Below are 17,743 nucleotides of genomic sequence, written 5' to 3'. Positions count from 1 at the left end.
GTGGGGTGGTGGTGCGTGGCGGGGGTCAGCGCTGGAGGGGGGCCGTCAGGGGTGCCGTCTGATCGGGGTCGTACGGCTCGGCGGAGTCGGTGGTCTCCGTGGCCTCGTCCGTGTCCGTCGGCGGGCGGTGGCGGCAGCTGGGGGACTTGCCGTGGGCCTCGGCGCGGATGCGCTGCTTCATCGTGGGGGGCAGGGACCTGGTGAGGGACCAGGGGGAGATCGTCGGTGCCGTCGGCTGCGCGACGGCGCTGGTGCCGGTCGCTCCGGTCCGGGGCGTCGCCGCGGTGGCGGCCGTCGCGGTGATCGTGATGAGTCCGAGTGCGGTGCACAGAGCGATGAAGGCGGTGACGAAGGCGGTCCACAGCTTCATGACCTTGTTCTGGGTCATGGCCCCTCACTTTCAGGTTGGGCGATTTGCGTACTTTCCTCATGATGTGTATGGGGGCTGCGAAGTGTGGGACCGGCGCCCGTGGCGCGTCGATGTTCCGATGAACACCACTCGGATGGGTGCAAGAGGCTTGAAAAGGCAAGAAAGGAGTGGAAGTGGGACCAACTTCACGGTCAGTGGAGATGTGATCACCCTCCGATCGGAGCGGTTCCATCCGCTTCTACTGCGCTGTCCCGGGCGGGAGTTGGCCCCGGAGGCAGGTCACCGATCGGTATCGGTCGGTGTGTATAGTCGGGCGACAGAGGTCCCCTACGTCAAGGAAAGACGAGGTCGCGCGGTGAAGAAGCTTCTCCTGGTCGCACTGGCCGCCATCGGCGGGCTCCTCGTGTACCGCCAGATCCAGGCGGATCGCGCCGAGCAGGATCTGTGGACGGAGGCGACCGACTCCGTGCCCACGGGTTCGTGAGTACCGAGATCCAGTTCTGAGCACGCCCCGACCGCCTGGCGGTCGGGGCTTTGTGTTGCGCCGTCACACGAACACGGTTACGGCCGCCACGACCCAGGCGTTTCGGACGCTCGTACGCATTGCCGGGATGCCACGCGCGCGTGCGGGGCAGGATGGGCCACGTCCGGAGCAACGACGAGGGGTGGCGCGTGATGGGGCGGCGGCGTACGGCGTGGTGGCGGACGCGAGCACAGGGCGGCGGCCGTACACCCGTTGCCCGGGCGGCCGTACGACCCGTCGGCGCGGCCGTACGACCCGCCGGTGACGTACGACGGCGCCGGGCCGGTGTCGTACGACGCGTCGGAGCCGTCGTAGCCGTGCTGTGTGCGACCGCGGCCCTGGCCGGGCAGCCCGCCACCGCTGCCGGCACGCCGGGCTCCTACGGCTACGACAAGGGTGACCGGGCCGTCAACGGCGCGACCGTCGCGGACGACGCCGTAGGCCTGAATCCGGGCGGGACGTACCGGAGTTCCCTCCCGAAGGGCGCCAGTTTCTACTACGGCCTCACTCTCGACGCCGTGTCCGACGTCTACGTCTCCGTCACCGCCGTGCCCCCGGCCGGCACCACGGTTGCCGCCACCGACGGGATCAGGGTGTCGCTGCGGGACGCCGGCGGCACCGGCTGCACCCACCAGAGCGCCACCTTCGGGGCCAGCAGGAGCCCGCACCCCGTGGCCGCCTGGGCCGCGCGGGAGACGGGCAGGGCGCTGTGCAAGGGGGCCGGGCAGTACTACGTACTCGTCGAACGCGTCGACGCGTCGGGTTCCTCGTCGGACACCTGGGGACTGGAACTCACCGTGGTGTCGGAGCCGCCGCTCGAGCGGGCCAGTACCTCCGGCGCGCCGCAGGTCTGGGACTCCGAGTCGCCCGAGCCCGTCACGGGGGAGGCCCGCAGCCGTGGCGGCGGCTCGGGGTTCGCCGGGGCGGTCGCCGTGGGACAGGGCGTGTGGCGAGGAGACATCGCGCCCGGCGGGACCCTCTTCTACAAGGTGCCGGTCGACTGGGGGCAGCAGCTCTCCGTCAGCGCCGACCTGGACGCCTCGGACGCCGGCAGCGGCTATGTGAGCCGCGCGCTGGACCTGGCGCTCTACAACCCCGTGCGCGCCTCGGTCGACGAGGCGGGCGTCGGCTATCAGGGCAGTCCGAGATCGGCCGCGCTCGAGGCCCTGCCGCCCGTCGAGTACCGCAACCGCTACTTCGTCGTCGACCACGAGAGCGCGATGCGCTTCGCCGGGTCGTACTACCTCGTCGTGCATCTCGCCGCGCAGGTGGCCGACGACTTCGGCCAGGGGCCGTTCCCGGTGACGCTGCGGGTGCGGGTCGCCGGTACGGCGCACGGCGGGCCCGGGTACGAGGGGCGGTCCGAGCCCCGGAACGTCTTCGACGTCACCTCCCAGGACCGCGCGGCGGCCGTGACGGGGACCGGCGGGGGAGGCGACACCGCGATGAAGGTGCTCGCGGTGGCCGGGATCGGCGCGGGCAGCCTGCTGCTGGCGACACTCGGCGCTTGGACGGTGGCGGCCCGCCGCCGGGCCACGACGTAGCCGTACGCCTTCAGGCACCGGTCGGTCAGACGCGGGTCAGCGCCCAGAACCCCACGGCGTAGCAGGCCAGCGCCAGCAGGAGGACCGGTATCGCCACCTTCGCGGGCGGCCCGGGGCGACGCCGGGCACGCCTGCCATGGTGCTGCGGAAACGGCGGCGCGGTGGGCGGAACCAGCGGGACCTGAGCGGTGTATGAAGCAGTAGAGGGTTCGGCGCGCGGCTGGGGGGAGGGCAGGACATGGGGGATCTGCGGAGTCTGCGGGGGCGGCAGATGGAAGCTGCCGGTGTCCGACATCGGGGTCGGGGTCGGGGAGGACGGCTGGGAGACGACGTCCTGCCGTGGATCGAGAGAGACGGAGCCCGTGCCGTTCGTACCCGTACCGATACCCGTGTCGGGTCCCGTCACCCGCGACAGGGTCGACCCCGTGTCCACCCCGGAAGCCCGGTTCAGCGGACCCTCGGGTGCGAACCCGGCCGGCAGCGGCCCGACTTGGTCGAAGATCTCGATCAACTCGTCGTCGGGGCCGGGCTCCGGCAGGAGTTCCACCGCCGCCGCGAGCGCCTTGCGCGCCCCCGTGGCCGTACGGAAGCGAGCCTGTGGATCAGGCTGCAGCAGCATCGCCACGACCTGCCACAGCGGCTCGGGAACGCCCTTGGGCGCCCCCGGGGTCCCGTGCTCGGCGAAGTACTGGATGAGCGCCTTGGCATCCGGCTTGGCCCCCTCCAGCAGATACAGCGCCACCAGTCCTACGGCGAACAGGTCGGCGGGGAAGTCGGGTTCCGCGCCCATCATCTGCTCGGGCGCGAGGTAACCCGGCGTGCCCACCACGAGGTTGGTCTCCGTCAGGCGCGCTTCGCCCAGCCGCATCGCGATGCCGAAGTCGGACAGGCGCAGCCGCGGACGGGCCGTGCCGGTGGCTTCGAGGAGCAGGTTGGCGGGCTTGATGTCACGGTGCACGACACCCTCCGCGTGCACCGCGGCGAGCCCGGAGAGGAGCTGGTCGAGCAGTGTGCAGACGAACGCGGGGGGCAACGGACCGTAGTCCCCGATGAGATGGACCAGCGAACCGCCGGCCACCAGGTCCATGGTGAACAGGACCTTGTCGTCGTCGGCGGCCCAGCTGGCCGGTGCCAGCACATGGGGGTGGTCGATGCGCAGCGCCTGTTCGCGGACGAAGCGCAGCAGCGAGTGCGCGTCGCTCTGCTGCAGGACCTTGGCCGCGACATAGCGGCGCCGCCGGTGGTCCCAGGCACGCCAGACCGCGCCGACACCCCCGCGCCCGATCGGGTCGACCAGTTCGTACCGGCCGGCGAAGACCTCACCCATGGCTGTCCGTCGCTCCTCCCCCTTCGGCTACCTCCGTTGCTTCCCCCGAGACGAGCGATACGACTCCCCCTCGCGCCAGTTGCCGTGTGCCCGGCTGCCGAACCCCCGATCGACGGCCGGGCCGTGCTGCTCAGCTCTGGTGGGACTGGTAGTGCGCGACCGCGTCGGAGGTACGGCCGGCGCCGTACACCCGCAGGAACTCTGCCAGTTCGGGGTGGCTCGGGGCGAGGGTGTCGGCCGCGTCGATGATGTCGCCGGCGGCGGACACCGAGCGCAGCAGCGACTGGATCTCGCGGACCACCCGTTTGACCGTGGGCGCTCCCGAACTGCTTGTCGTAGTCGTGGTGTTGCTGAGCACCGAGCCCCCCTGGGACTTCTTGATCTCGTCCATCCGCTCGGTAGCCTCGGCCGCGCTCACGCTGCCGTCCGCGACCTGCCCCGCCAGGTCCTGCAGCAACTGCACCCGCTGCACCACCGCGGGATTGCCGATCTTCGCCCGCTGACCGCTCATCAGCTGGGACAGCATCGGCGCCGACAGTCCCAACACCCCCGCGAGACGAGCCTGGTTGAGGCCAAGATCGTCGATGAGCTTACGGAAGAGCGCCCCCAAAGGCTCCCCGTACCAATTCCGCTGCAGCTCCCGCGCTCTGGCGGTGGCTTCCTGCTGTGCGGCGTCCATTGCGTCTCCCCATCGCTTCCCCAAAACCGCGGTTCGCTCTAGCGAACCACGACGAGCATCTTACGGAGAGTGGTCGTCCACCGGGAGCCCCAAGTTTTTGCGAGATACCGGGGGTGACCCGGTAGTCTGGTCTCCGAAGCCCACCGGCGCCCTGTTGTGCCGGTCGGACGCTTCTCTAGCGGGGCCTTAGCTCAGTTGGTAGAGCGCTGTCTTTGCATGGCAGATGTCAGGGGTTCGACTCCCCTAGGCTCCACATCCCGCACCGGCCGGTCGCCCTCAGTGGCGTCCGGCCGGTGTTTGTTTGTGCCCGCGAGGTGACGTGCGTCACATAAAAGGTTGCTCGTCGTTGCAGTTGTTTGCGCAAATATTGAGGCCGGGTGGGGTCTGCCGGGTCGCCGGGGTGGTGATCGGTGCGGTGTGGGGAAGGTGTGTGCCGATGTGCGGGACGTGTGTGAGCTGGCTGAATACGGTCGCGTAATCAGGGGTGTGCGGTCCGTTAAGAGAGTCCCTGCGGTGCTTGTTCACCTGGGGCGTTGCAAACGTCATCGCGGGCAGCTTGCGTAAATCAAGGGAGTTGCCGCGTCCGTGCGACTGTTCCACGTGAAACATCGCGGTGGGGCAGGAGACCCTCAAGTCTCCTGCCCCACCGCGATGTTGACGGTATGTCGGACGTCAGAGGTGCTCGTCGCGGTCCGCGGCTGCCTCGTCCTCGGCCTGCTTCGCCTGGACCTCGGGGTCGAGCACGGACTGGCCGCTGCCGTCCACCGAGGAGAGATGCCCCGTCTCGGGCACCTCGGTCGCGGCCGGGGGCTCGACCAGCCAGTCGGGGTTGGCCTGCTTGTCCCACCACTTCCAGGCGGCGAAAGCGCCGCCCGCCAGGATGCCCAGCACCGCCAGCCCCTTCGCGAGCCGGCCGGCCCTCGCCCGCCGCTCGTGCTTGCGGACCAGCTTCTGGATCTCCTTGGGCGAGACCTGGCCGCGCAGCGCGGCGAGCGCCGCCGCACCGCGCGCGGCGGCCTCGTCCCTGACCGGACCGGCGGCGGCGACCGCCTGCTCGATCCGCGGCCGGGAGTACTCGGCGGCCTGCTGAGCGGCCTTGCGGGTGCGGACGGCGGCCTCCTGTGCGGCCTGGTCCACCTTCGGCGGTACATGGGTGCGGGCCTGTTCCAGACGCGGTGCGAGATGGGCGTCGTACTGCACACGGGCCTGGTCGGCGGCCAGGGACACCTTGGGCGCGAGTCGTACGCGTGCCTCATGGGCGTAGAACGCGGCCTTGTCCTTGGCCGTGTCGGCGTAGGGCGCCACCACTTCCGCGGCGTGCAGCACGCTGTCCTTCGCCGAGCCGGTCGCGGAGCGCACGCTGTCGATGCGGGTCACGGGTTCCTCCTCCTCGGTGGCGTACGTTTCTTCGTCTGTCCACCCAAATAGGGATCATGCCTGCCAGAGGGCCACTGGGCATGTGAGGGCGGGCATCCGGGTCACGATCACGGGTCATAGCGGATGAATACGGGGGAACGGGGGGAACGGGGGCTTGTCGTCGACAATGCCACGGATCCCCGCCGCCTGCCCCTGTCCCGGAGTCACTCGGCCGGTTTTCTGCAAGCGGTTCGGGTGGAAAGGTCCCCGCGCGCGGCCACCGGGCGACTGGGCCCGGCCGGCGTGCGAGGATCTGGGAGTCACAGGAAGACAACGGAAGGCAGACCGTGGCCGAGCAGCTTTACGCCACCCTGAAGACCAACCTTGGCGACATCGAAATCCGGCTGCTGCCGAACCACGCGCCCAAGACGGTCCGGAACTTCGTCGAGCTCGCCACGGGTGAGCGGGAGTGGACCAACCCCGAGACGGGCGAGAAGTCCAAGGACAAGCTCTACGACGGCACGGTCTTCCACCGGGTGATCAGCGGCTTCATGATCCAGGGCGGTGACCCGCTGGGCAACGGCACGGGCGGCCCGGGCTACCAGTTCGAGGACGAGTTCCACCCGGACCTCCGCTTCGACAAGCCCTATCTGCTCGCCATGGCCAACGCCGGTCCGGGCACCAACGGCTCGCAGTTCTTCGTCACCGTCTCCCCGACGGCCTGGCTGACCCGCAAGCACACCATCTTCGGCGAGGTCACCGACGCGGCCAGCCAGAAGGTCGTCGACACCATCGCGGCCACGAAGACCAACCCGCGCACCGACCGCCCGCTCGAGGACGTAGTCATCGAGTCGGTCGTCGTCGAGACCCGCTAGATCACAGGGCCGGCACCAGTACTTACCGGCGGGAACCAAACGCCCCGTTCATCCGTAAGGATGGGCGGGGCGGTGCATTGCGTACGAAGGATTGAGGGGACCCCATGGACCAGGCGCCAGGCAGCCCGCAGGGCCCGGAGGAACAGCGGCCCCCGGACGCCCAGAGCCTGCCGGGCTGCTATCGACACCCGGACCGCGAGACCGGCGTCCGCTGCACCCGCTGCGAGCGCCCGATCTGCCCCGAGTGCATGGTCAGCGCCTCGGTCGGTTTCCAGTGCCCGGAATGTGTGCGCGAAGGCTCCGGCACGGGGCACGCCCCGACGGCCGCCCAGCCCCGCACGATCGCCGGGGGCACGGTGGTGGCGGATCCACGGCTCGTCACCAAGATCCTGATCGGTCTCTGCATCGCCTTCTATCTGCTCCAGCAGGTGGTGGGCGACAGCTTCACCGAGCGCCTCGAACTGCTCGGCCAGGCCTACGTCCCGCAGTTCGGCTCCGTCGAGGGCGTCGCCGAGGGCCAGCCCTACCGGCTGCTGACCGCGATGTTCCTGCACGGCAGCGTGATCCACATCCTCTTCAACATGATGAGCCTGTGGTGGATCGGCGGTCCCCTGGAGGCGGCCCTCGGCCGTGCCCGCTATCTCGCGCTCTACTTCGTCTCGGGTCTCGCGGGCAGCGCCCTCACCTACCTGATCGCCGCCCCGAACCAGCCCTCGCTGGGTGCCTCCGGTGCCATCTTCGGGCTCTTCGGCGCGACCGCCGTGCTCATGCGCCGGCTCAGGTACGACATGCGGCCGATCATCGCCCTGCTGGTGATCAACCTCATCTTCACCTTCGGCTGGGCCAACATCGCCTGGCAGGCCCACATCGGCGGCCTCGTCGCCGGCGTCGTCACCGGCTACGCGATGGTCCACGCTCCGCGCGAGCGCCGCGCCCTGATCCAGTACGGCACCTGTGCGGTCGTACTCGTGATCGTCGTGGTGTTGACGCTGATCAGGACGGCTCAGCTCAGCTGATACCAAACCGTTGTCCACAGTGCGTGGCGGATCTTGTGCATACCGTGGAGAACAGCTGTGCCCCCTGTCACCGACCCGTGTTTGTGCAGGTCAGGCAGGGGGCGAACAGGCTTACGGTTGCCGGTGTGTCAGTCACACCGGCGTCAACACTCAGTGGGTTATCCACAGATCGTCGTTCTTTTTCCCCAGGCCCGCTGTGGATACTTCTCTGGCCTGTGGATAACTCAGTGGAAAGCCGTGGGCAGAGCTGCGTTCACCGGGTGGCGGCCGCAGGTTCGGCCGCTACTTCCACTGGGTCGAGACACCGAACCCGGCGGCGATGAAGCCGAAGCCCACCACGATGTTCCAGTTGTCCAGGCTGTCGATGGGCATGGAGCCGTCGGTGACGTAGAAGACGACGATCCAGGCCAGTCCGATGACGAACATGGCCAGCATGACCGGAGCGACCCAGGCACGGCTGTTCAACTTGATGGCGGTCGCCGTCTTCGCCGGCGGCGGCGTGTAGTCGGCCTTCTTGCGGATACGTGACTTCGGCACGAGGGTCTCTCCTGTCGATGCGCTGCGTGGCCGCGCAGGGAACTGGGGCGGGCTCCGGGGCAGCGTACAAGGGGACACTGAGTGCTCCCCCGGGCGTCCGTTAGCGTAGTGCTTCCGCGGCGCCGAAGGAGATAAGGGTACGTTGAGCAATTCTGCCGACTCCCCCGGGACGGGTACCAGTCCTGCCGGTATCCGCCGTTTCCGTCCCGTGCGGATTCTCACGGTGGCCGTCTTCGCCCTCGCGGGGCTCATCTTCTTCACCAGTTTCAACACCGCCAAGGGCACCAACATCCGCACGGACTCCTCCCTGCTGAAGCTGTCCGACCTCATCCAGAACCGCAGCGAGAAGAACGGCCGGCTGGGCGACGCCAACAGCGTCCTGCGCGACGAGGTCGACGCGCTCCGCAAGGAGGACGACACCGGCACGGGCGCCGACAACGAGAAGCTGACGAAGCTGGAGCAGAGCGCGGGCGCGCAGAAGCTGAAGGGCAAGGCCGTCACCGTCACCCTCAACGACGCCCCGCCCAACGCCACCGCCAAGCTCCCCGGCTATCCCGAGCCGCAGCCCGACTACCTGGTCATCCACCAGCAGGACCTCCAGGCCGTGGTGAACGCCCTCTGGCAGGGCGGCGCCCGGGGCATCAAGGTCATGGACCAGCGGCTGATCGCGACCAGCGCCGTGCGCTGTGTGGGCAACACCCTGATCCTCCAGGGCCGCGTCTACTCACCGCCGTACAAGATCACGGCCGTGGGCGACCCGGGGAAGCTGCAGCAGGCGCTGGCGGCGTCCAAGGCGATCCAGAACTACATGGTGTACGTCAACGTCTACGGGCTCGGGTGGAAAGTGACCGACGACGGGACGGTGACTCTTCCCGGGTACTCGGGCACAGTGGATCTGCACTACGCGAAGCCAGTGGAGTAGGCGTCCGTACGGGAGCTGCCGGTGCGCGTGATCGTCAGGAGCGTCAGCGAACTCTGCATCACCGTAGGCACCCTGATCGTCCTCTTCGTGGTCTACGTGCTCTTCTGGACCGGCGTGAAGGCCGACCACACGATGAGCGACCAGATCCACCAACTGCAGAACCAGTGGTCGCGGCAGACCGCGCGCCCGAAGGCGGCCCCCACACCCACCGCCCCGGCGAAGCCGGCCGCTTACCAGGACGGCAAGCCCTTCGCGATCATGTACATCCCGCGGCTTGGTTTCACGTGGAACAAGCCGGTCCTCGAGGACACGTCCGTGGACACCCTCAAGAAGGGGCTGGGGCACTACGCGGGAACCGCACAGCTCGGGCAGGTCGGGAACTTCGCGGTGGCCGGGCACCGGCGGACCTACGGCAACCCCTTCGTGGACTTTCCCGAGCTCCGCAAGGGTGACGCGGTGGTGCTGACGGACGGCACGACCTGGTTCACGTATCGGATCGACAAAGGGCCTTACAAAACAGTGCCGACTGACATTGAGGTGATCGATCCTGTGCCACGTAAGTCCGGGTACACGGTCTCGGGCCGCTATCTCACGCTGACCACGTGCGATCCGGAGTGGGGGCACAGCCACCGGCTGATCGTCTGGGCACACCTGGACTCCACACAGCCTGTGGAGGCCGGGAAACCAGCCGCGCTGCGCCGTTAGTCTGGTGGCGTACGGCGTGAGTCTGGTGCCGTGGTGCGACGGAAGGGACGGCATGTACGGCTGGATCTGGCGGCATCTGCCGGGCAACGCGTGGGTCAAGGCGCTGATTTCGCTCGTCCTTGCCCTGGCCGTGGTCTACATCCTCTTCCAGTACGTCTTCCCGTGGGCCGAACCGCTGCTGCCCTTCAACGATGTGACGGTGGACAACCAGTGAGTGCACGGATTCTCGTCGTCGACAACTACGACAGCTTCGTCTTCAACCTGGTCCAGTACCTGTACCAGCTGGGCGCCGAGTGCGAGGTGCTGCGCAACGACGAGGTGTCGACGGCGCACGCCCAGGACGGCTTCGACGGCGTCCTCCTCTCGCCCGGCCCCGGCACCCCCGAGGAGGCCGGCGTCTGCATCGAGATGGTGCGGCACTGCGCCTCGACCGGGGTGCCCGTCTTCGGCGTCTGCCTCGGCATGCAGTCGATGCAGGTGGCCTACGGCGGCGTCGTGGACCGCGCTCCCGAACTGCTGCACGGCAAGACCTCGCTCGTCGAGCACGAAAGCAGGGGCGTCTTCGCCGGACTGCCCTCGCCCTTCACCGCGACCCGCTACCACTCCCTGGCGGCCGAGCCGGCGACGGTCCCGGCCGAGCTGGAAGTCACCGCCCGGACGCACGACGGCATCATCATGGGCCTGCGCCACCGCGAACTGCCCGTCGAGGGCGTCCAGTTCCACCCGGAGTCGGTGCTCACCGAGCACGGCCACCGGATGCTGGCCAACTGGCTGGTGGAGTGCGGCGACCAGGGTGCCGTGGCGAGGTCGGCGGGGCTCGCCCCGGTGGTGGGCAGGGCCACGGCGTGACCGCGCTGCGCCCCGAGCGCGAGTCCGAGGCCTCGTACGGGGAGCAGCCGTACGGGGAGCCGGGCGCGTTCGAGGAGTGGTACGACGCGTCGGCCCAGGGTGTGTCCGGGGTGCCGTACGGTCCGGTCGACGAAGAGACCATGGCGCTGCGGATACCGGATCCGCCGCCGGTACGGAGAGGCCACGGCCGGTCCATACCGGCCTCTGACGCCCCATCCGCCTCTTCCGCCACAGGAACCCCCACGGGTGGCCGTGCGGCCCGCAGAAAGGCCGCCAAGGGCCGTCACGGGCGTCATGGGGGCACCGGGTCGGCGGAGGAGACGGCTGAGGGACTCGAATCCGGTGCCGTCGGCGCGTCCGGCGCGTCCGGCGGTTCCGGCGCGCCCGTCTCGCGGGTCGAGGCGCGACGACGGCAGCGGGCGAACAAGCCGGGTGCCGCGGTCGTCGCGAGCCGCGCGATCGGTGAGGTGTTCATCACCACCGGCGTGCTGATGCTGCTGTTCGTCACCTACCAGCTGTGGTGGACGAACGTACGGGCGCACGCGCAGGCCGGCAGCGAGGCGAGCCAGCTCCAGAACGACTGGGCGAGCGGCAAGCGCGCGCCCGGGGAGTTCGAGCCGGGGCAGGGCTTCGCCATCCTGCACATCCCCAAGCTGGACGTGATCGCGCCGATCGCCCAGGGCGTCAGCAACAAGAACGTGCTCGACAAGGGCATGGTCGGGCACTACAGCGAGGGCGCCCTCAAGACCGCGATGCCGGACGCCAAGACCGGCAACTTCGCGCTCGCCGCGCACCGCAACACCCATGGCGAACCGTTCCGGTACATCAACCAGCTCAAGCCCGGCGACGAGGTCGTCGTAGAGACCCAGACCACGTACTACGTCTACAAGATGACGAAGACGCTGCCCGTGACGTCGCCGAGCAACACCAGCGTCATCGACCCCATCCCGAAGGGCTCCGGTTTCACCACGCCCGGCCGGTACATCACGCTGACGACCTGTACGCCGGAGTTCACCAGCAAGTACCGGTTGATCGTCTGGGGCAAGATGGTCGAGGAACGGCCGCGCAGCAAGGGCAAGCCGGATGCGCTCATCGAGTAGGGGCAGATGAACGTGGCAGCGACCACCGACGACACCGAAGAGCAGACCGACACGCCCGCGTCGCCGCCGGACCGCCCCCGCGGCACCGGCCCGGTCGCGACCGCGGTCAGCCTCTTCGGCGAACTCCTCATCACGGCGGGCCTGATCCTCGGCCTGTTCGTCGTCTACTCCCTGTGGTGGACGAACGTCGTCGCCGACCGCACGGCCGACAAACAGGCCGACAAGGTCCGTGACAACTGGTCCAAGGACAAAGACACCGGCCCCGGCGCGCTCGACACCAAGGACGGCATCGGCTTCCTGCACGTGCCCGCCATGAAGAACGGCGAGGTGCTGGTCGAGAAGGGCACCGAGACGAAGGTCCTCAACGACGGCGTCGCCGGCTACTACACCGACCCCGTCAAGGCCGTCCTGCCCACCACGGGCAAGACCGGCAACTTCACCCTCGCCGCCCACCGCGACGGCCACGGCGCCAAGTTCCACAACATCGACAAGCTCAAGAAGGGCGACCCGATCGTCTTCGAGACGAAGGACAAGTGGTACGTCTACAAGGTCTACGACATCCTTCCCGAGACCTCGAAGTACAACGTGAAGACCCTCGCCCAGATCCCCGTGGAGTCCGGCAGGAAGAAGGCCGGCCACTACATCACCCTGACGACCTGCACGCCGGTGTACACCTCCCGGTACCGGTACGTGGTGTGGGGGGAGTTGGTGCGGGTGGACAAGGTGGACAGTGCGCGGACGCCGCCGAAGGAACTGCGCTAGGAATTCGGCACGAGAGAGCCCCGGCACCCTCCTCAGGGTGCCGGGGCTCTCTCGTGTCCATACTCCGGGTGCCCGACTAGCCGTTCGTCCCGCCGAAGAAGCCCCCGTTGTTGCCCCCGTTGTTGTTGCCGTTTCCGAAACTCACGGTGGTGAGGGTGATCGTCGTGTTGCTCGGGTCGACCGTGTTGCCCGCGCCCGGGTCGATCTGGGTCACGATCGCGTTGTCGCTCTGGTCGCTGCCGTCGGCGAACTGGATGTTGGTGAAGCCCTGCTGCTGAAGCTGCTGCTTGGCGTTCTTCACCGTCTGGGTGACGACGTTCGGGACCTGGACCTGCGACGACTTGCCGATCTGGATGTTGACCGTGGAGTTCTTGTCGACCTGGGTGCCGATCGCGGGATCGGTCGAGACGACCTTGCCGACCAGGTTCGGGTCGTTGGTGTCGACCTCGGTGCAGTTGCCGACGAGGTTGTTCTGCGTCATCTGCGCCTTGGCGTCGTCACAGCTCTTGCCGCTGACGTCCGGGACCGTGGACTTCGCCTGGGCCTTGGCGACGGTGAGGGTGATGGTGGTGCCCTTCTCCACCTCCGCGCCGAGCTTCGGGTTCTGCTCCAGGACGGTGCCCGGGTCCTCGGCGGACACCTTCTGCTGCGTCTCCACCTTGAACTGGTACTTGTCGCCTTCAAGGGTCGAGGTGGCGTCGTCGACGTTCTGGCCGAGGACGCTCGGTACGACCACCTTCGGGGCGCCGGTCGAGACGACCAGGTTGACGGTGTCGCCCTTTTTGACGTCGACACCCGCCTTCGGGTCCTGCGAGCAGACGCTGCCCTTCGGCGCGTTCTCGCATGCCTTGCGGGTGGGCTCGGCCAGCTTCAGGCCGGAGTTGACGGCCATGGTCTTCGCGGTGTCGTAGGTCTGGCCCACGAAGTTGGGTGCCGCGAACGGTTTGTCCGCGCCGCCGTTCCCGCTGAACGCCCACTTCCCGATCAGGATCGCGCCCACCAGCACCAGGACCGCCGCCACGACCAGCAGGATCGTCGAGGTGTTCGTCTTCTTCTTCTGCTGGCGGCGCCGGTCGGGGCGGTCGTCGTAGCCGAAGCCGCCGTCGTCCGGGTTCATCGGGGGCAGCATCGTGGTGGCGCCGGCGTCGGCGCGCAGGGCCGTGGTGGCCTGGTCGTCGCCGTAGCCGCCGTAGCCGACCGAACCCATCGCCGCCGTCGCCGCGACCGGCTGGCCGTCGAGGCAGGCCTCGATGTCCATGCGCATGTCGTCGGCGGACTGGTAGCGGTAGTTGGGGTCCTTGACCAGGGCCCGCAGCACGATCGCGTCCATCTCGGGCGTGATCTCGGGGTCGAACACGGACGGCGGCTGCGGCTCCTCGCGCACGTGCTGGTACGCGACCGCGACCGGGGAGTCGCCCACGAACGGCGGCCGTACGGTCAGCAGTTCGTAGAGGAGACAGCCCGTCGAGTAGAGGTCCGAGCGGGCGTCGACCTGCTCGCCCTTCGCCTGCTCCGGGGAGAGGTACTGGGCGGTGCCGATGACCGCGGACGTCTGCGTCATCGTCATGCCCGAGTCGCCCATCGCGCGGGCGATGCCGAAGTCCATCACCTTGACCTGGCCGGTGCGCGTCAGCATGACGTTGGCCGGCTTGATGTCGCGGTGCACGATGCCGTTGCGGTGCGAGTACTCCAGGGCCTGGAGGATGCCGATGGTCATCTCCATGGAGCGCTCCGGCAGCAGCTTGCGGCCACTGTGGAGAAGCTCACGGAGGGTGGAACCGTCGACGTACTCCATGACGATGTACGGGATCGAGACCCCGTCGACGTAGTCCTCGCCCGTGTCGTAGACCGCGACGATCGCGGGATGGTTGAGCGAGGCGGCCGACTGGGCCTCCCGGCGGAACCGGGCCTGGAAGGAAGGGTCGCGCGCAAGGTCGACGCGCAGCGTCTTCACCGCCACCGTGCGGCCGAGGCGTGTGTCATGGGCGAGGTAGACCTCCGCCATGCCACCGCGGCCGAGCACCTGGCCCAGCTCGTACCGGCCGCCGAGGCGACGCGGCTCTTCCATAGTTCCCTACCAGCCCTCTCCGTCGGTCCCGACCCGCACGGATGTGCGGTCGGAGGCTAGCCGTCCGGGCCTACCGTACCCGGCTGGCTTTGTGTGACCTGGCCAAGCCCGTCACCCGATACAGGACCGGTATCGCAACGTGCACCGATGTGAAGGGAACGTGAGCGGGGTCACTTCTTGCTGTTGATGACCGCCTCCATCACGCTCTTCGCGATGGGGGCCGCGAGACCGCCGCCGGAGATGTCGTCACGGTTGGCGCTGGAGTCCTCGATGACCACGGCCACGGCCACCGGCGAACTGCCGTCGGCGAGCTTGGCGTAGGACAGGAACCAGGCGTACGGGTTCTCGCTGTTGGCGACACCGTGCTGGGCGGTACCCGTCTTGCCGCCGACCGTGACGCCGTTGATCTGCGCCTTCTTGCCGGTGCCGTCCTTGACGACCGTCTCCATCATCGACTGCAGGATCTGCGCGTTCTTCGACGACAGCGGCTGGCTCAGCTCCTGCGGCTCGGTCTGCGCGATGGTGTCGACGTTCGACGACTGGAGCTTGTCGACCATGTACGGCTTCATCAGCTTGCCGTCGTTGGCGACCGCGGAGGCGACCATGGCCATCTGAAGCGGGGTGGCGGCGGTGTTGAACTGGCCGATCGAGGACAGCGCGGTCTGCGAGGAGTTCATGTTGTCGGAGAAGACCGAGGCGCTGGAGCGGACCGGCGTGAACTGCTCGGAGTCGAAGCCGAACTTCTTCGCCTCGGCCAGCATCTTGGCGTTGCCGAGGTCCGATCCGATCTTGCCGAAGACGGTGTTGCAGGAGTACTGCAGCGCGACGCGCATGGTCGCGTTCTTGCAGGGGATGTTGCCCTCGTTCTTCAGCTCGGTCGTGGTGCCCTTCATGATGTAGGGCAGCGGCGAGTCGGTCGCCGTGTCGGCCGACGAGTACAGGTTGTTCTCCAGGGCGGCGGCCGCGGTGACCACCTTGAAGGTGGAGCCCGGCGGGTAGGTCTCGCGCAGCGCCCGGTTGAGCATCGGGTCGTTCGGGTCGTACTTCTTCTGCAGCTTCTGCCAGGCCTTGGCGTCCGTGGTGGTGGAGTTCCCGGCGAACGTCGACGGGTCGTACGACGGGTAGGACGCCAGCGCCAGGATCTTGCCGGTGGACGGGTCGAGGGCGACGACCGCGCCCTTGCCGCCCTGCTTCGTCAGACCGCTCCACGCGGCCTTCTGCGCGGCCTCGTTCAGGGTGGTGACGACATCGCCGCCGGACTTGTCCTTGCCCGTGATCATGTCGAGGGTGTTGCGGAAGAAGAGCCGGTCGTCGGTGCCGGAGAGGATGCCGTCCTCGATGGACTCCAGCTGGTTGGCGCCGAAGGCCTGCGAGGCGTATCCCGTGACCGGCGCCCACATCGCGCCGTTCTTGTACGTGCGCTTGTACTTGAGGTCGTTCAGCCCGGAGGTGCTGGTCTCGGTGGAACCGGTGATCGGGCTGCCGTCCACGATGATGTCGCCGCGCGGGGTCGAGTAGCGCGCGATGGTGACCCGGCGGTTCTTCGGGTCGTCCTTGAGACTGTCGGCCTTGACGTACTGGAGCCAGTTGTCGCGCAGCAGCAGGGTGAGGACCAGCAGACCGCAGAAGAGCGCGATCCGGCGCAGGGGCTTGTTCATGACGGGCGGACCACCTGGGTCATCTCGGCGTCGGGGCTGGGGGCGGGCGTGGGGGCCGGCCGGCGGGCGGTGTCGCTGATGCGGATCAGGATGCCGATCAGGGCCCAGTTGGCCAGCACGGAGGAACCGCCGTAGGCCATGAAGGGCATGGTCATACCGGTCAGCGGGATGAGGCCCATGACACCGCCGGCCACCACGAAGACCTGGAGGGCGAAAGCGCCGGACAGGCCGACGGCGAGCAGTTTGCCGAACGGGTCGCGGGCGGCGAGCGCGGTGCGCACACCGCGTTCCACGATCAGGCCGTAGATCAGCAGGATCGCCATGATGCCGGCGAGGCCCAGTTCCTCGCCGAAGGTGGCGAGGATGAAGTCCGAGTTGGCGGCGAACCGGATGAGGTCGGAGTGGCCCTGGCCGAGACCGGTGCCGAGGGTGCCGCCGGAGCCGAAGGCCCACAGGGCCTCCATCGACTGCGCCGAGTGACCCGCGACGGTCTTGCTGAGCGTGTACTCCTTCATCGGGTTCAGCCAGGCCTGCACACGCTGCTGGACGTGCGGTTCGAAGGTGGCCACACCGACCGCGCCGGCCGCCGACATCAGCAGACCGAAGACGATCCAGCTGGTCCGCTCGGTGGCGACGTACAGCATGATGATGAACATTCCGAAGAACAGCAGCGAGGTGCCGAGGTCCGTCTCGAAGACCAGGATCAGGATCGAGATGAACCAGACGACCAGGATCGGGCCGAGGTCGCGGCCTCGCGGCAGGTACAGGCCCATGAAGCGGCGGCTGGCCAGCGCGAGCGCGTCGCGCTTCACCATCAGGTAGCCGGCGAAGAAGATCGCGAGGACGATCTTCGCGAACTCGCCGGGCTGGAGGGAACCGAGGCCGGGGATCTTGATCCAGATCTTGGCGCCGTAGATGTTGGCGCCGAGGCCGGGCACCAGCGGGAGCAGGAGCAGCACCAGGGCGGCGAACATCGAGATGTAGGTGTAGCGCTGAAGGACGCGGTGGTCCTTGAGGAAGATCAGCACGACCACGAAGAACGCGATGCCCAGCGCGGTGTACAGCAGCTGCCGGGGCGCGGCGCTGCCCGCCTGGCCGATGGACTGGAGCAGCTTCGACTGGTCGAGCCGCCAGATGACGACGAGCCCGAGGCCGTTGAGCAGAGTGGCCAGCGGCAGCAGCAGCGGGTCCGCGTACGGCGCGAACTTGCGCACGCCCAGGTGTGCGACGCCGGCCAGGAGGCCCAGGCCCAGGCCGTAACTCAGCAGCCCGGTCGGCACCTTGCCATCGATGGCCAGGCCCACGTTGGCGTACGCGAAGACCGGGATGACGACCGCGAACAGCAGCAGCGCCAACTCGGTGTTGCGTCTGCTCGGTGCGCCGATGGCGCCGATCGTGGACGTGTGGTGCGTCGGCGAATTGGTTGAACTGCTCATCGTGTGACGGGGCCTC

The 17,743-nt window shown here is 68.4% G+C and carries 18 protein-coding genes and 1 tRNA gene; 11 read left to right on the top strand and 8 right to left on the bottom strand.

What is annotated here, in order from left to right:
- Window positions 1-25: 25 nt before the first annotated feature.
- Window positions 26-388: a DUF6344 domain-containing protein gene (locus ACFXC1_RS26515; protein ID WP_381246511.1), complete on the bottom strand. Its 363-nt coding sequence runs from the start codon at window positions 386-388 to the stop codon at window positions 26-28.
- Window positions 389-725: 337 nt separating this feature from the next.
- On the opposite strand from ACFXC1_RS26515, the gene ACFXC1_RS26510 reads away from it, so the two are divergent.
- Both ACFXC1_RS26510 and ACFXC1_RS26505 read left to right on the top strand, forming a co-directional pair.
- Window positions 726-854: a DLW-39 family protein gene (locus ACFXC1_RS26510; RefSeq protein WP_003999697.1), complete on the top strand. Its 129-nt coding sequence runs from the start codon at window positions 726-728 to the stop codon at window positions 852-854.
- 152 nt (window positions 855-1,006) lie between these two features.
- Window positions 1,007-2,437, top strand: coding sequence for a hypothetical protein (locus ACFXC1_RS26505; protein WP_381246508.1), 1,431 nt, complete (start codon window positions 1,007-1,009; stop codon window positions 2,435-2,437).
- Window positions 2,438-2,462: 25 nt separating this feature from the next.
- Here ACFXC1_RS26505 and ACFXC1_RS26500 read toward each other — a convergent pair whose 3' ends face one another.
- Together ACFXC1_RS26500 and ACFXC1_RS26495 are read right to left on the bottom strand one after the other, a co-directional pair.
- Window positions 2,463-3,764, bottom strand: coding sequence for a serine/threonine-protein kinase (locus tag ACFXC1_RS26500; protein ID WP_381246504.1), 1,302 nt, complete (start codon window positions 3,762-3,764; stop codon window positions 2,463-2,465).
- A 130-nt stretch (window positions 3,765-3,894) separates the two neighbouring features.
- Window positions 3,895-4,443 (bottom strand): helix-turn-helix domain-containing protein, encoded by a 549-nt coding sequence (locus ACFXC1_RS26495; RefSeq protein WP_381246501.1) that lies wholly within the window; start codon window positions 4,441-4,443, stop codon window positions 3,895-3,897.
- Between the two features lie 180 nt (window positions 4,444-4,623).
- On the opposite strand from ACFXC1_RS26495, the gene ACFXC1_RS26490 reads away from it, so the two are divergent.
- Window positions 4,624-4,696 (top strand) — tRNA-Ala (locus ACFXC1_RS26490).
- Between the two features lie 419 nt (window positions 4,697-5,115).
- On the opposite strand, the gene ACFXC1_RS26485 is transcribed toward ACFXC1_RS26490, so the two are convergent.
- Window positions 5,116-5,820: a DUF5324 family protein gene (locus ACFXC1_RS26485; RefSeq protein ID WP_381246498.1), complete on the bottom strand. Its 705-nt coding sequence runs from the start codon at window positions 5,818-5,820 to the stop codon at window positions 5,116-5,118.
- A gap of 326 nt (window positions 5,821-6,146) precedes the next feature.
- Between ACFXC1_RS26485 and ACFXC1_RS26480 the strand changes: the two genes are divergently transcribed.
- Both ACFXC1_RS26480 and ACFXC1_RS26475 read left to right on the top strand, forming a co-directional pair.
- Window positions 6,147-6,674 (top strand): peptidylprolyl isomerase, encoded by a 528-nt coding sequence (locus tag ACFXC1_RS26480; protein WP_359610696.1) that lies wholly within the window; start codon window positions 6,147-6,149, stop codon window positions 6,672-6,674.
- A 104-nt stretch (window positions 6,675-6,778) separates the two neighbouring features.
- A complete protein-coding gene (locus ACFXC1_RS26475; RefSeq protein ID WP_381246494.1) occupies window positions 6,779-7,690 on the top strand; it encodes a rhomboid family intramembrane serine protease in 912 nt (303 codons plus the stop codon).
- Between the two features lie 282 nt (window positions 7,691-7,972).
- On the opposite strand, the gene crgA is transcribed toward ACFXC1_RS26475, so the two are convergent.
- Window positions 7,973-8,227, bottom strand: a complete 255-nt coding sequence (crgA, locus tag ACFXC1_RS26470; protein WP_019073554.1) for a cell division protein CrgA — start codon at window positions 8,225-8,227, stop codon at window positions 7,973-7,975.
- 142 nt (window positions 8,228-8,369) lie between these two features.
- Between crgA and ACFXC1_RS26465 the strand changes: the two genes are divergently transcribed.
- Genes ACFXC1_RS26465 through ACFXC1_RS26440 form a run of 6 tightly spaced genes read left to right on the top strand, consistent with a single transcriptional unit; the run spans window position 8,370 to window position 12,565 of the window.
- The gene (locus ACFXC1_RS26465; RefSeq protein WP_381246491.1) at window positions 8,370-9,149 is read left to right on the top strand and encodes a DUF881 domain-containing protein; all 780 of its coding nucleotides are present in this window, start codon (window positions 8,370-8,372) and stop codon (window positions 9,147-9,149) included.
- A 21-nt stretch (window positions 9,150-9,170) separates the two neighbouring features.
- Window positions 9,171-9,854: a class E sortase gene (locus tag ACFXC1_RS26460; RefSeq protein WP_381246488.1), complete on the top strand. Its 684-nt coding sequence runs from the start codon at window positions 9,171-9,173 to the stop codon at window positions 9,852-9,854.
- Between the two features lie 16 nt (window positions 9,855-9,870).
- On the top strand, window positions 9,871-10,068 hold the full coding sequence (locus ACFXC1_RS26455) for a hypothetical protein (RefSeq protein WP_174479444.1): 198 nt from the start codon (window positions 9,871-9,873) through the stop codon (window positions 10,066-10,068).
- Window positions 10,065-10,703, top strand: a complete 639-nt coding sequence (locus ACFXC1_RS26450) for an aminodeoxychorismate/anthranilate synthase component II (protein WP_381246485.1) — start codon at window positions 10,065-10,067, stop codon at window positions 10,701-10,703. The genes ACFXC1_RS26455 and ACFXC1_RS26450 overlap by 4 nt, the downstream gene beginning before the upstream one ends.
- Window positions 10,700-11,803: a class E sortase gene (locus ACFXC1_RS26445; RefSeq protein WP_381246482.1), complete on the top strand. Its 1,104-nt coding sequence runs from the start codon at window positions 10,700-10,702 to the stop codon at window positions 11,801-11,803. Before ACFXC1_RS26450 ends, ACFXC1_RS26445 begins: the two co-directional genes overlap by 4 nt.
- Before the next feature lie 6 nt (window positions 11,804-11,809).
- Complete coding sequence (locus ACFXC1_RS26440) at window positions 11,810-12,565, top strand: class E sortase (protein WP_381246480.1); 756 nt, start codon at window positions 11,810-11,812, stop codon at window positions 12,563-12,565.
- A gap of 76 nt (window positions 12,566-12,641) precedes the next feature.
- Here the strand turns inward: ACFXC1_RS26440 and pknB are convergent, their stop codons facing one another.
- From pknB to ACFXC1_RS26425, 3 genes are all read right to left on the bottom strand, one after another.
- Window positions 12,642-14,633, bottom strand: a complete 1,992-nt coding sequence (pknB, locus tag ACFXC1_RS26435) for a Stk1 family PASTA domain-containing Ser/Thr kinase (protein WP_381246478.1) — start codon at window positions 14,631-14,633, stop codon at window positions 12,642-12,644.
- Window positions 14,634-14,803: 170 nt separating this feature from the next.
- Window positions 14,804-16,291 (bottom strand): peptidoglycan D,D-transpeptidase FtsI family protein, encoded by a 1,488-nt coding sequence (locus ACFXC1_RS26430; RefSeq protein ID WP_381246475.1) that lies wholly within the window; start codon window positions 16,289-16,291, stop codon window positions 14,804-14,806.
- A complete protein-coding gene (locus ACFXC1_RS26425; RefSeq protein ID WP_381246472.1) occupies window positions 16,288-17,727 on the bottom strand; it encodes an FtsW/RodA/SpoVE family cell cycle protein in 1,440 nt (479 codons plus the stop codon). The genes ACFXC1_RS26430 and ACFXC1_RS26425 overlap by 4 nt, the downstream gene beginning before the upstream one ends.
- Between the last annotated feature and the right edge of the window lie 16 nt (window positions 17,728-17,743).

The sequence above is a fragment of the Streptomyces hokutonensis genome, assembly GCF_042751305.1.
In the GTDB taxonomy this organism is placed as follows: domain Bacteria; phylum Actinomycetota; class Actinomycetes; order Streptomycetales; family Streptomycetaceae; genus Streptomyces; species Streptomyces hokutonensis_A.
This window is presented reverse-complemented; position numbering and strand designations above follow the sequence as displayed.

Excerpts from the sequence above, each read along its gene's own strand:
- ACFXC1_RS26440 (WP_381246480.1), top strand. The coding sequence starts at position 11,810 with ATGAACGTGGCAGCGACCACCGACGACACCGAAGAGCAGACCGACACG.
- ACFXC1_RS26495 (WP_381246501.1), bottom strand. The coding sequence starts at position 4,443 with ATGGACGCCGCACAGCAGGAAGCCACCGCCAGAGCGCGGGAGCTGCAG.
- pknB (WP_381246478.1), bottom strand. The coding sequence starts at position 14,633 with ATGGAAGAGCCGCGTCGCCTCGGCGGCCGGTACGAGCTGGGCCAGGTG.
- ACFXC1_RS26515 (WP_381246511.1), bottom strand. The coding sequence starts at position 388 with ATGACCCAGAACAAGGTCATGAAGCTGTGGACCGCCTTCGTCACCGCC.
- ACFXC1_RS26500 (WP_381246504.1), bottom strand. The coding sequence starts at position 3,764 with ATGGGTGAGGTCTTCGCCGGCCGGTACGAACTGGTCGACCCGATCGGG.
- ACFXC1_RS26430 (WP_381246475.1), bottom strand. The coding sequence starts at position 16,291 with ATGAACAAGCCCCTGCGCCGGATCGCGCTCTTCTGCGGTCTGCTGGTC.
- ACFXC1_RS26475 (WP_381246494.1), top strand. The coding sequence starts at position 6,779 with ATGGACCAGGCGCCAGGCAGCCCGCAGGGCCCGGAGGAACAGCGGCCC.
- ACFXC1_RS26505 (WP_381246508.1), top strand. The coding sequence starts at position 1,007 with ATGGGCCACGTCCGGAGCAACGACGAGGGGTGGCGCGTGATGGGGCGG.
- ACFXC1_RS26425 (WP_381246472.1), bottom strand. The coding sequence starts at position 17,727 with ATGAGCAGTTCAACCAATTCGCCGACGCACCACACGTCCACGATCGGC.